Source organism: Variovorax sp. 10N420 (genome assembly GCF_056394705.1).
This window is the reverse complement of sequence record NZ_JBFTIJ010000003.1, coordinates 77,657-90,097: the sequence shown is the minus strand read 5'-3', so window position 1 is coordinate 90,097 and position 12,441 is coordinate 77,657. Positions and strand designations below refer to the sequence as shown.

General features: G+C 65.2%; 12 protein-coding genes. 4 read left to right on the top strand and 8 right to left on the bottom strand.

What is annotated here, in order from left to right:
• Position 1: 1 nt before the first annotated feature.
• From AC1DEK_RS08495 to AC1DEK_RS08480, 4 genes are all read left to right on the top strand, one after another.
• On the top strand, positions 2-646 hold the full coding sequence (locus AC1DEK_RS08495; protein ID WP_478125273.1) for a 3-oxoacid CoA-transferase subunit B: 645 nt from the start codon (positions 2-4) through the stop codon (positions 644-646).
• Between the two features lie 22 nt (positions 647-668).
• Positions 669-1,874, top strand: coding sequence for a 3-oxoadipyl-CoA thiolase (pcaF, locus tag AC1DEK_RS08490; RefSeq protein ID WP_478124787.1), 1,206 nt, complete (start codon positions 669-671; stop codon positions 1,872-1,874).
• A 131-nt stretch (positions 1,875-2,005) separates the two neighbouring features.
• A complete protein-coding gene (locus tag AC1DEK_RS08485; protein WP_478124786.1) occupies positions 2,006-2,227 on the top strand; it encodes a hypothetical protein in 222 nt (73 codons plus the stop codon).
• Between the two features lie 33 nt (positions 2,228-2,260).
• Positions 2,261-2,638 carry a hypothetical protein gene (locus AC1DEK_RS08480; protein ID WP_478124785.1) on the top strand — a complete coding sequence of 126 codons (378 nt, stop codon included), beginning with the start codon at positions 2,261-2,263 and terminating at the stop codon, positions 2,636-2,638.
• Positions 2,639-2,670: 32 nt separating this feature from the next.
• Here the strand turns inward: AC1DEK_RS08480 and AC1DEK_RS08475 are convergent, their stop codons facing one another.
• The 8 genes from AC1DEK_RS08475 to AC1DEK_RS08440 all read right to left on the bottom strand — a co-directional run bounded on the left by AC1DEK_RS08475 (position 2,671) and on the right by AC1DEK_RS08440 (position 12,421).
• Complete coding sequence (locus tag AC1DEK_RS08475; RefSeq protein WP_478124784.1) at positions 2,671-3,078, bottom strand: MarR family winged helix-turn-helix transcriptional regulator; 408 nt, start codon at positions 3,076-3,078, stop codon at positions 2,671-2,673.
• A gap of 121 nt (positions 3,079-3,199) precedes the next feature.
• Positions 3,200-4,924, bottom strand: a complete 1,725-nt coding sequence (locus AC1DEK_RS08470) for an acyl-CoA dehydrogenase family protein (RefSeq protein WP_478124783.1) — start codon at positions 4,922-4,924, stop codon at positions 3,200-3,202.
• 10 nt (positions 4,925-4,934) lie between these two features.
• The gene (locus AC1DEK_RS08465) at positions 4,935-6,662 is read right to left on the bottom strand and encodes a tannase/feruloyl esterase family alpha/beta hydrolase (RefSeq protein ID WP_478124782.1); all 1,728 of its coding nucleotides are present in this window, start codon (positions 6,660-6,662) and stop codon (positions 4,935-4,937) included.
• Between the two features lie 40 nt (positions 6,663-6,702).
• Positions 6,703-7,431: an ABC transporter ATP-binding protein gene (locus AC1DEK_RS08460; protein ID WP_478124781.1), complete on the bottom strand. Its 729-nt coding sequence runs from the start codon at positions 7,429-7,431 to the stop codon at positions 6,703-6,705.
• A 1-nt stretch (position 7,432) separates the two neighbouring features.
• Positions 7,433-9,244, bottom strand: a complete 1,812-nt coding sequence (locus AC1DEK_RS08455; RefSeq protein ID WP_478124780.1) for a branched-chain amino acid ABC transporter ATP-binding protein/permease — start codon at positions 9,242-9,244, stop codon at positions 7,433-7,435.
• 155 nt (positions 9,245-9,399) lie between these two features.
• Positions 9,400-10,440, bottom strand: coding sequence for a branched-chain amino acid ABC transporter permease (locus AC1DEK_RS08450; RefSeq protein WP_478124779.1), 1,041 nt, complete (start codon positions 10,438-10,440; stop codon positions 9,400-9,402).
• 30 nt (positions 10,441-10,470) lie between these two features.
• Positions 10,471-11,613: an ABC transporter substrate-binding protein gene (locus AC1DEK_RS08445; RefSeq protein WP_478124778.1), complete on the bottom strand. Its 1,143-nt coding sequence runs from the start codon at positions 11,611-11,613 to the stop codon at positions 10,471-10,473.
• Positions 11,614-11,656: 43 nt separating this feature from the next.
• Complete coding sequence (locus tag AC1DEK_RS08440; RefSeq protein WP_478124777.1) at positions 11,657-12,421, bottom strand: SDR family NAD(P)-dependent oxidoreductase; 765 nt, start codon at positions 12,419-12,421, stop codon at positions 11,657-11,659.
• Between the last annotated feature and the right edge of the window lie 20 nt (positions 12,422-12,441).

Here is a 12,441-nt window from a genome sequence, read left to right as displayed (position 1 = left end):
CATGAGCAACTACCAACGCCGCACCAAGGACCAGCTCGCAGCGCGCGTCGCGCAGGACATCTTCGACGGGGCCGTCGTCAATCTGGGCATCGGTCAGCCCACGCTGGTCGCCAATCACCTGCCCGCCGGCCGTGAAGTCATCCTGCACAGCGAAAACGGCATCCTGGGCATGGGCCCGGCGCCTGCTGAAGGCCAGGAAGACTATGACCTGATCAATGCCGGCAAGCAGCCGGTCACGCTGCTGCCCGGCGGCGCGTACTTTCACCATGCCGACAGCTTTGCGATGATGCGCGGCGGCCATCTCGACATCTGCGTGCTGGGCGCATTCCAAGTCTCGTCGACCGGCGATCTCGCGAACTGGAGCACCGGAGAGCAAGGTGCCATCCCGGCGGTCGGCGGGGCAATGGACCTTGCCATCGGCGCCAAGCAGACATGGGTCATGATGGATCTGCTCACCAAGAAGGGCGAGAGCAAGATCGTCGAAAAGTGCACCTACCCGCTGACTGGCATCGGTTGTGTCAAGCGGGTGTATTCCGATCTCGCTACCCTCGAATGCACGCCGACGGGGCTGAAGCTGATCGACAAGGTCGACGGCCTGGAGCATGTCGAACTCGAAAAACTGGTCGGCCTGCCGATCGCCATCTGAATCGACGAAGAGACACATCATCATGACCAACCAAGCCTTCATCTGCGACGCCGTTCGCACCCCCTTTGGCCGCTACGGCGGTTCGCTCGCCAGCGTGCGCGCCGACGATCTCGGCGCCGTGCCGCTCAAGGCGCTCATGGAGCGCAACAAGAACGTCGATTGGCAAGCCGTCACCGACGTGCTCTATGGCTGCGCCAACCAGGCCGGCGAGGACAACCGCAACGTGGCGCGCATGTCGGCGCTGCTGGCGGGCTTGCCGCTCGAACTCGGCGGCGCCACGATCAACCGCCTGTGCGGATCGGGCCTCGATGCGCTCGGCAGCGCGGCGCGCGCCATCAAGGCCGGCGAGGCGGGCCTGATGATCGCCGGCGGCGTCGAAAGCATGAGCCGAGCGCCTTTCGTGATGCCGAAGGCCGAGAGTGCCTTCAGCCGCGCGAACGCGGTGTATGACACCACCATCGGCTGGCGCTTCGTCAACAAGCTGATGAAGGCGCAGTACGGCGTGGATTCCATGCCCGAGACGGCCGAGAACGTCGCAACCGACTACAAGATCGAGCGCGAAGCGCAGGACCGGATGGCGCTCGCCTCGCAGCAGCGTGCCATTGCCGCGCAGAAGTCAGGCTTCTTCGACGCCGAGATCGTGCCGGTCACGGTCGCGCAGAAGAAGGGCGATCCGATCATCGTCTCGAAGGACGAGCATCCGCGCGACACCAGCCTGGAAGCCTTGGCCAAGCTCAAGGGCGTCGTGCGCCCTGACGGCACCGTGACCGCCGGCAACGCCAGCGGCGTGAACGATGGCGCGGCCGCGTTGCTGCTCGCTGACGAAGCCAGTGCTGCCAAGTACGGTCTCAAGCCGCGCGCTCGCGTGGTCGGCATGGCGACGGCCGGCGTGCCGCCGCGCATCATGGGCATCGGCCCGGCGCCTGCGACCGAGAAGGTGCTCAAGCTGACGGGCCTCAAGATCGACCAGATCGACGTGATCGAACTCAACGAAGCTTTCGCCGCACAAGGGCTGGCCGTATTGCGGCTCCTGGGCCTCAAGGACGACGATGCGCGTGTGAATATCAACGGCGGCGCGATCGCGCTGGGCCACCCGCTCGGCGCCAGCGGCGCGCGGCTCGCAACGACGGCTGTGAACCAACTTCACAAGGGCGGCGGTCGCTACGCGCTATGCACGATGTGCATCGGCGTCGGGCAAGGCATCGCGGTCATCCTCGAGCGCGTCTGACGGCGGGGGGAGCGCTTCCCGCCGTCGTGCGGAGCGCGATGAAGTAGGCGGTCCGCCGGGGGTATCGGGCTGCCGATGTAATGCAAACCTCTACGATTGCGGCGCGGCTCGGGCATGTGCAGAATTTCGGCATGTCCGCCCCGTCGCAGTCGCCCGGATCTCTCGAGGATGAAGAGCTTCATAACCTCGCATCGGGATGGCGGCTGCGCGCGATGCAGGGCGACCAGCTCGCCCATCGCATGGCGCAGGCCCTCGAGGCCGAGCAGCGCCGCAGGATCCGCGATACCGGGCTGCAAACTCTGCCGCCCGCACCATCGAGTCGCGCTTCCACGCCCTGGTGGAAATTCTGGTGACAAGCTCCTGCCACCGACTTCCTCTCTGACTGAATGATCACCATCGATTTTGGAATCGGTCTGGCCCTGCTCAGCTTGTTTGCCGCAACGTTTCTGTCCAACGTGCTTGCGCGTCGGCGAGACAGGTATCGAGAGCTTGATCCACTGATGCGCGAGGCGCGCGAACTTCTGCTGCTGGAGCGCACGGCGCCGAATCCGCAAAGCCCTACATTGACGCCCGCGCACTGGTCACGCATTGAATCGCTGCAGCCCAGTTGGCGGCGACAGGCATTTCAATCGGCGCGGACTCGCTATATCCAGGCGCGATCGGCGTTTTCGCGTCATGAGTTCAATGGCGAGCTCTACTACCCGAATCCTTCATTGATCGCTGACGCGGCCTACGACGTGCTGCGCCTGACGGAACGCTTCTAGGCCTGCACGGGCGCTGTGGCTCGCGGCTGCGGCTAGTGGTAGATCTTCTGGAGCAACCGGATCAGCGTTTCGCGCTCGCGGGGGGTGAGCCGTGCGCTGGCGTCAGCTTCGAGTTGCATGACCGTTTGCTCTGCCTCGCGAATCAGGTCTTCGCCGGCCGGCGTGAGGTAAAGGCCGATGGCGCGGCCGTCATGCGGATGCGGCCTGCGCTCGATGAGCCCGCGGCTGTCCATCGCAGCAATGAGGCTCACCAGGTTGGGCGGCAGGATGTCGAGCGTCGAACACAACTGCCTCGAAGTGGCGCCGGGATTGTGCGCGATGAGCGACAGGACCGAAAAGTCGACCTGCTTCAGTCCATAGGCTGCCATGCGCTCCGCGAACACTTGGCTCACGACCAGCCATGCGCGCCGAGCGTTGTAGCCGACGAGTGTCTCTAGCATTCGGATATCCAGTGTGTCAGGCCGCTGAGCGTGGGCACGGGCATGGATGTCGGAAGTGGGCTTCTTTCGGGAAACTGCCATGGCGCAAGCGTAACTGTCTTCGAGCTTCGAGTGGCGATTCTCAGGCGACAACTCGCGCGGTGACCGCTTCGCAGGCGCGCTTGACGATCCCGAGGCGCATCTCGAATTCCGGCAACACCCAGCGACGGAACGCCGCCGCCGAAGCGGACCAGCGAGCGTCGTCGGGCGAAGCGCTTTCGATGCGAGCCCATGCCCATGCCAGCAGGGTGAGCATGACGATCCTCAGATAGTCATCGGCCACCTCGTAGGACAACGTGGTGTCAGCCTGCGCCGCCATGGCGATGGTGGTCGTGAGATAACGAAGCTGCGCCAGCCTTCGCTGCACGTCGGCATCGACTTCGCGGGCCGCTTCCAGCTCGTCACGCAATTCGACCAGCAGCGCCGACATCCCCGCGCCGCCATCGGCGAGCACCTTGCGCACCAGCAGGTCGATAGCCTGGATCTCGTTGGTGCCTTCGTAGATCATGGTCACGCGAGAATCACGCACGATTTGCTCGATACCCCATTCGCGCACATAACCATGCCCGCCGAACACCTGCAGGCATTCGCTTGCGCCGTAGAAGGCCTGCTGCGTGCAGGCAGCCTTGAGGACGGGCGTGATGAGCGCACACCAGCGCTGTGCGCGTTCGCGTGCCTTGGGATCTGCGTCGTGGCGCGCGACGTCGAGTTGCACGGCGGTGCGATAGGCGATCAGGCGCGCCCCGTCGATCCAGGCACGCTGGGTGTCGAGGATGCGGCGAATGGCCGGATGTTCAGCGACCAGGTCCGATGGTTCGTCGCCGCGGCTGACCGGCGCGGGGCCAGGCGCGCGCATTTGCCGCCGCTCGTGTGCATAGGCATCCGCCTTCTGCCAGGCCGCATCAAGCAGGCCGATCCCCTGCAATGCGACATGCAGGCGCGCCGCGTTCATCATGACGAACATCGCGGCGAGACCTCGGTTCGCATTTCCGATCATCCAGCCTATGGCTTCATCGAAGCGCATGACGCAGGTCGAGCTGCCGTGCAGGCCCATCTTTTCCTCGATGCGCTCGCAATGAACGCCATTGCGCGATCCGTCGGGCAGGACCTTTGGCACCAGCACCAGCGACAGGCCCTTCGGCCCTGCCGGCGCGTCGGGCAGGCGGCAGAGCACCAGGTGAACGATGTTGTCCGAGAGATCGTGATCGCCGCCGGAAATGAAAATCTTGCTGCCCGACACCAGGAAGCTACCGTCCAGAACGGGCACTGCGCGCGTGCGCACCTGACCCAGATCGCTGCCTGCATGGGCTTCGGTCAGGCACATCGTGGCCAGCCATTCGCCGGTGGCGATCTTCGAGAGATAGCGTTGCTTCAACTCGTCGCTGCCGTGATGCTTGAGGCACTCGTATGCGCCGTGCAATAGCCCTGGCGCCATCGTGAGGCCGTGGTTCGCGGCACTCAGCCATTCGAAGAGCACCGCTTCGAGCACGGCAGGCAAGCCCTGTCCGCCGTCTTCAGCCGCGGCTGAGAGTGCAGGCCAGCCGGCCTCGACAAAGGCGCGATAGGCGTCGCGGAACCCCGGCGGCGTGACGACCTGACCATCGACCATGCGGCAGCCGATTTCATCGCCACCACGGTTCAGCGGCGCGATGACTTCGGCGACGAACTTGCCGGCTTCGTCGAGCACTTGCGTTTGCAGCGCAAGGTCGAATTCTGCAAAGGGCGGCAGGGCGCCCAACCGCGGAACGGCACCCAGTACGGCGTTCAAAACGAAGCCCACATCGTCGGGGCGTGGCTGGTAGTTCATGGCGATGTCTTCAATGGGCAGGCGCGCGGCATGCAAAGCTGGCGGCGGTTTCGATGTCGCCGCCCGTGTAGGCCGCAACCTGCGGATAGGGGCACAGTGGACGCGTACGGTGCGGCGACCATCCGGCTGGCGCTTCGGGATTAGCCGTCGCGGCGCCAGGGCCGCGCGCGCTCGCAACTACCCGCGCGGGCGCCTGGCCTTGCTCGACCCAGCCCACCAGCGCCGTCAGCATGTCGAACTGGTCGGTGGCCGGACCACCGGCGCAATGGTTCATTCCGGGCACGGGAAAGTAGCGCGCGAAGGCCGAGGCATCTCCGCCGTTCGCCACCTGCAGTCGCTCGTACCACTCGGCCGTGTCGTCGGACGAAAACACCGGGTCGCTCGTGCCGTGATAGACGATCAGTTTGGCGCCGCGCTCGCGCAGTACCGCAAGGTTGTCCGGCTCTGGCGGCGGCATGAAGGACATGGCCGATTCGCTGTAGATGCCGCTGCTCGCGTAGATGGTGGGTGCGTCCGTATCCATGTCGAAGCCGAGCGCGAAGGGCAGTCCGGCCGGGCGATCCGCCATCGGCGGCGACGCGAAGATGAAGGCGACCGCGCCGGCGTCGCGGGTTGCCGGACTGGCAAACTTCCACTCGCGCCAGTTGCTCCCGCTGATTCCGGCATCGAACGGAAAGGTGTTGTAGATCGGTTTTCCGAAACTGTTGTGTGCACCGGCAAACACGCTGGACAACACGGTCTTCTGCGCGCTGGTGAGACATTGCCCGTCTCGGGCGCCGATGCACGTGGGTACGTCGTTTTCGAGGTGAAAGCGCGATTTGCATGACTTCACGTCAGCGACGATTCCATCCGCAAGCCCATCCAGCGCATCGCAGCGCGCCAGTACACGGTCTGCAACCAGCTTCAGTTCCGCAGGCGTGAAAGCGGTCTGCAGATCGGGCTGGCCTGCGGACGTCGCAGCGGCCACCTTTGCGTACTGCTGTGCGCCATAGAGCTGCGCGACAGCGGCCCGAGGCAGGTTGTAGCCCGGGTCACCGGCGATGATGCCGTCGTATTGGCCTGGCGACCGTGCAGCTGCGACCATCGCGTGCCGGCCGCCGTTCGAGCATCCGCCGAAATACGAGCGATCCGGTCCGCGGCCATATGCCTTCGCGATCAGGTTCTTGGCCATGGGGGTGAGCTGTGCGACCGCGTTGTAGCCGTAGTCGAGCCGTGCTTGCAGGTCGATGCCGAAGCGCGGGCCGAGAGAACCTGCATGCCCCGCATCCGAGCTGATGACGGCGAATCCCATCTGTAGCGCAGTGCTCGTGGGCCCACCGCCACCAATGCCGCCGACGGCCGGAATCACGACACCGTCGAGCCCGCCGTTCGCCTGGTAGAAAAAGCGGCCGTTCCATTCGAGCGGGAGGCGCATCTCGAAGCCGATTGCATATCGATTGCCGTCGACCGGACTGACCCGATCGTTCATGCGGCCCTGCACCAGGCAATGAGCGGGCGCGGGTACCGTGGCATTGCCGACAGTGAGCGCGCCGGCTGGGACCGACGTGACTTGCGTATAGACCGTTCCTTGCATTGCAGCCTTGTTCGCCAAGTCGGCGCACGACAACAGCGCGCCGGGCTTTGCGGAGGTGAGCTGCGGCAAGGCACGACCAGGGTGCCCCGGGCTCGCGCAGGCGGCTGCCAATAGGGCGCAAGCGAGTGCGATCGCGCAGATCGACAGGCCTTTTCGTGCATCCATCATGCGTCTCCGGCTATGGCGCTGGTTTGCGCCGCGGTTCTCAGGCGCGCTTGGCGCCAAGATAGGTGTCGATCACACGCGAATCGCCGGCGAGTTGGCGCGCTTCGCCTTCGACGCTCACGCTGCCCATCTCGAGCACGTACCCGTGATCCGCGACTTCGAGGGCTGCGCGTGCGTTCTGCTCGACAAGGAGGATCGTCACGCCCGTCTGGCGCAGCGCGGTCACGGTGCGGAAGATCTCCTGCACCACGAGCGGCGCCAGGCCGAGGCTGGGTTCGTCGAGCATCAGCAGCGCTGGCCGCGACATCAGCGCGCGGCCCACCGCCAGCATCTGCCTTTCGCCGCCCGAGAGCGTGCCCGCGAGTTGAGCGCGACGCTCCTTCAGGCGCGGGAAGATGGTGTAGACCTCGTCGATGCGATCACGCCACTGGCGATTGCCGAGGCGCACCTGACGGAAACCGCCGAGCACGAGGTTGTCTTCCACCGGCATCGTGCCGAAGAGTTCGCGCTTCTCGGGCACCAGCGCGACGCCGAGCATCACGCGTTCCTCGAGCGACAGGCCACCAATGGCCTGGCCACGAAACTCGATGCTTCCCTTGGAAGGCAGCACGCCCATCAGCGCATTGAGCAAGGTGGATTTGCCAGCGCCGTTCGGGCCGATCACGGTCACCACGCTGCCTTCGCCCGCCTGCAGGTCGATGCCGTGCAGCACCTCGGCGCGGCCATAGCCGGCGCGCAGGTCCTTGATTCTCAGAAGGGGCGTCGTCATGTCAGTGTTCCGTTCCGAGATAGGCCGCGCGCACCTTGGGGCTCTGCTGCACTTCCGCCGGCGTGCCTTCCATCAGGTGAGTACCGAATTCCATCACCACGATGTGGTCGCAGATGTCCATCACGAGATCCATGTCGTGCTCGACCAGCAGGATGCTCATGCCCTCGCCACGCAAGGTCCGCAGCACATCGGCGAGCGCCTGCTTCTCCTTGTGGCGCAGGCCGGCAGCGGGTTCGTCCAGCAGCAGCAACGCCGGATCGGCGCACAGCGCGCGGGCGATTTCAAGCAGGCGCTGCTGACCCATCGCGAGATTGCCGGCGAGTTCCTGCAGGTAGTCGCCCATGCCGACGCGCTGCAGTTGCCGTTCGGCTTCACGAAATAGTTGGCGTTCTTCGGCGCGATCGGCATGCAGCATCGCCGCAACCGCGCCCTTGTGGCCGCGCAGATGCCCGCCGAGTGCGACGTTCTCCAGCACCGTCATGTCCGGAACCATCTTGACGTGCTGGAAAGTGCGAGAGACGCCGCGCTGGGCGATGGCCCGCGACGAGAGCCCGCCGATGGCCTCGCCGCGAAATTTCACCGCGCCGCTCGTGAGGCTCAGCACGCCCGTCACCAGGTTGAAAGTCGTGGACTTGCCAGCACCATTGGGGCCGATCAGGCCGACGATCTGGCCCGCGCGGGTCTGGAAGCTGATGTCGTTCACCGCCACCAGGCCGCCGAAGGTCTTGCGGATCGATTGGACATCGAGCACCACGTCGCCAGCGGCCGGCTTCGTTCGTGCCGGCAGATCCGCAGCGCCGTTCCAGTCGATGGGGCGTGGCGCACGCGGCAGGCGCCGGTCGACGAAGTCCCAGAGCCCATCGGGCAGGTACTTGAGGACCAGCACGATCATGATGCCGAACACGATGAGCTCGTAGCTTCCGCTCGTGCCGATGAGCTTGGGTAGCAGCACCTGCAACTGATCTTCGAGCAGCTTGACCACGCCGGCGCCCGCCATCGCGCCCCAGACATGCGCCGCGCCACCGAGCACCACCATGAACAGGTACTCGATGCCCATCTTGATGCCGAAGGGCGACGGGTTGACCGTGCGCTGGAAGTGCGCAAAGAGCCAGCCGGAGATCGAAGCCAGCATCGCGGCCAGCACAAAAATGCCGACCTTGTGCCGCAGCGTGTTCACGCCCATGGCTTCAGCCATTTGCGAACCGCCCGCGAGCGCGCGAATGGCGCGGCCGCTGCGCGAATCAAGCAGGCGGATCACCGCGAAAGTCGCGAGCAGGGCAAAGGTCCAGGTCACTGCATAGAAAACCCGCTGCTGACCAACTTCGATGCCGAAGAGAGTGAGACCCTTGACGCCCAGGATGCCGTCGTACTTGCCGAGGGCCTCAAGATTGCCCATCAGGTAATACAGCGAGAGCGCCCACGCAATGGTCGCCAGCGGCAGGTAATGCCCGGACATCCGCAGCGTGATGCCGCCGATGATCGCGGCGCTTAGTCCCGTGAGCGCAAGCCCGATGAACAGCGTGAGCCAGGGAGACAGCCCGTAGTTCACGCTCAGGTAGGCGGTTGTGTAGGCACCGATGCCGACGAAGGCTGCTTGCCCGAAGGACGTGAGCCCGCCTACACCGGTGAGCAGCACCAGCCCGAGCACCGGCAGGGTGTAGATGCCGATGTAATTGAGCTGGATGATCCAGAAATTCGGCAGCGGCAGCAGCGGCAGCACCGCGAGGAACACGACTAGCGCGAGAGGGCCCCACGTGCGCAGCCCGCTCTTGCGAGGTGCCTCGGTCGCCGGTGGATTGAGCGTAGCTTGCATATCAGTTTTCCACTAAGCGATGACTTGGCCCGCGACGCAAGTGGTGCGCCCGAGGCCAAAAACCCCGCGGAACCGGCTCTGCCGGGCCGCAGGGGTTGCCCCCGGACGGGGGGTGGCGGCCACACGAAGTGGGCAAGCCTGGGGGAGAGCTTTCATCAGTGGTCCTCATCCGAGTGGCCGCTGCGCAGCGAACGCCAGAGCAATACCGGCAGGATGATGGTGAACACGATCACTTCCTTGAACGAGCTGGCCCAGAACGAGCCGAAGGATTCGATGACGCCCACCCCCAATGCGCCGATCAGCGCACCGGGATAGCTCGCGAGCCCGGCGATGACGCCAGCCACGAAGCCCTTGAGCCCGATCAAAAAGCCCGAGTCGTAGAAGATCGTCGTCGTCGGTCCGATCAGCAAGCCAGAGAGCGCACCGATCAATGCGGCCATCGCGAAGGTGAGCTGCCCCGCGGTCTGCGTGGAAATGCCCATCAGGCGCGCGCCGAGGCGGTTCACGGCCGTGGCCCGCAGCGCCTTGCCATACAGGGTGCGCTCGAAGTACAGCCACAGCATCACGATGAGGGCAGCAGACGCGATGAAGATGATCACCGCCTGGCCATTGACATTGAGCGGCCCGATGGCAAAGCGCTCGTCCCAGAACGGCGGATTGCGAAAGCCTTCGGCGCCGAAGAAAAGCAGCCCGAGGCCAGTCATCGCGAAGTGCACGCCGACCGAGACAATGAGCAGCACGAGCGAACTCGCGCCTGCGAGAGACTGGTAGGCGACGCGATAGACCAGCGGGCCATACGCCGTGACGATGCAGATCGTCAGCAGCGCCTGCAATGCAAGCGGAAGCTGGCGCGGCGCGGCCCATGCGGAGATGGCGCAGATGACGGCAGGCACGGCAAACGTGCGCACAGCCGCCACCAGAGCGGGCGCGAGCCGCCCGCGGTGCCGCCAGGTGCTCGCCAGGTCCATGAGCGCGGCGACTCCGGCAAGGATCAGCAGCAGCCAAACCGTGCCAGGCACCTTGCCCGTCTGGAAGATCGCCAGCGTGAGTGCGCCGTAAGCGACGAACTCACCCTGTGGGATGAAGATGACGCGTGTGACGGTGAACACGAGCACGATGCCCATGCCGAGAAGCGCATAGACCGCCCCGTTCGTGAGTCCGTCCAGCGTCAGGATGCTGGCTATTGAGAAATCCATGGCGGGGCTTGCGCTCGAGTTCGTCCGTGATCAGGGTTGCGCGTCGACCTTGAACTGGCCGTTCACCACCTTGAGCATCACGCCGGTTTCGTTCGTGTAGCCCCAGTGGTTGTCGGGCGTCCAGTTGAGCACGCCATGCGCGAGCACGGTGCGACCCATGGTCTCCATGGCATCGCGCAGCGCGGCGCGGAATTCAGGCGTGCCGGGCTTGCCCTTCTTGAGCGCGATCGGAACTGCCTTTTCGAGCACCGTGAGCGCGTCGGCGCCGTGGCCCGCGAACTGGTTGCGCGAGCCCGGGCCATAGGCCTTCTCGTACTGCTGAACGAATGCGACCGCTGCCTGCTTCGACGGATGGTTGTCGGGCAGCTGCTCGGCGACGGTGGCGGGGCCCGAGACAACGAAGGTGCCTTCGGCGTCCTTGCCGGCGGTGCGCATCAGATCCTGCGTGGCGGCGGCGTGCGTCTGGTAGACCTTGCCCTTGTAGCCGCGCTCCATCACTGCCTTCTGCGGCATGCCGGCGCCGCTGCCCGAGGCGACGATCAGGATGGCGTCGGGGTTGGCCGACGTGAGCTTGAGCACCTGGGCGGTGACGCTGGTGTCGGCGCGGCCGAAGCGCTCAGCGGCGACGATCTTCATGCCGTTCTTCTCGGCTTCGGCAGTCAGCGCCTTGAGCCACAGTTCGCCATAGGCGTCGGTGTAGCCCAGGAAGCCGATCGTCTTGATCTTCTGTGCCTTCATGTGCTGCACCACGGCGTAGGCCATGACGTCGTTCGACTGCGGCAGGCGGAAAGTCCACTTGTCCTTGCCGGGGGGCAGGCCTGCTGGCGATGCGGCGAGTTGCACCGTGCCCGATTCCGCAGCCACGTCGGCCATCGGAATCGCCACCGGCGTAGCCGCCGAGCCGATGATGACGTCGACCTTGTCTTCCGTCACCAGGCGCTGGGTGTCCTTGACGCCGGTGGTCGGATCGGTCGCATCGTCGAGCATGACGACCTTGAGGTTTTCGCCCGCAATGGTCTTCGGCCACAGCGCGATCTGGTTCTTCATCGGAATACCCAGGCCCGAAGCCGGGCCGGTGAGCGGCAGCACGACACCGACCGTGAGGTCAGCATGCGCGGCGCCGAAGAGGCCGAGCACGAGCGCGGCAGCGAGGGTTGCTTTCTTGAAGTTCATGAGGACTGTCTCCTTGGGTAGCTAACAAAAACTCGGGACTTGGTCAGCGTGGGGCCATGCGAAGCGCGCCGTCCAGGCGGATTACTTCGCCGTTCAGGTGCCCGTTGGTCACGATATGGCATGCCAGTTCGGCGAACTCCGAGGGTTTGCCCAGGCGCGGCGGGAAGGGGATCGAAGCCGCGAGCGATTGCTGGACCGGTTCCGGCAGTTCCTTGAGCAGCGGGGTCGCGAAAAGCCCCGGTGCGATGGTGCAAACGCGGATGCCGTGCTGCGCAAGATCACGCGCCATCGGCAGCGTCATGCCGACCAATCCACCTTTTGACGCGCTGTAGGCCTGCTGGCCCACCTGGCCGTCGAAGGCCGCCACCGATGCGGTGAACATCATCACGCCACGCTCGCCGCCTTCGACCGGGTCGAGCTTGGCGCAGCGCGCTGCGTAGAGCCGGCTGATGTTGTAGGCGCCGATGAGATTGACGTTGACCACTCGCACGAAGTCTTCGAGCGGTGCGGGATTGCCGTCCTTGCCGACGATGCGCTTGGCGCTGCCGATGCCCGCGACGTTCATGAGGATACGAGCAGGGCCGTGCGCAGCCTCGGCCTTGTCGAGGGCCGCCGTGACGCTGTCGGCTTGCGTGATGTCGCAGACGCAGGCGATGCCGCCGATTTCGGCCGCAACTTTTTCGGCGAGAGCGGCGTTGACGTCGAGCACAGCCACCTTCGCGCCCAGCCGCGCGAGTTCGCGTGCGGTGGCTTCACCGAGGCCGGATGCCCCACCGGTGACGAGTGCTGCTTGTCCTTGGATGTTCATGGCGGTTGTCTCCTTGGGTG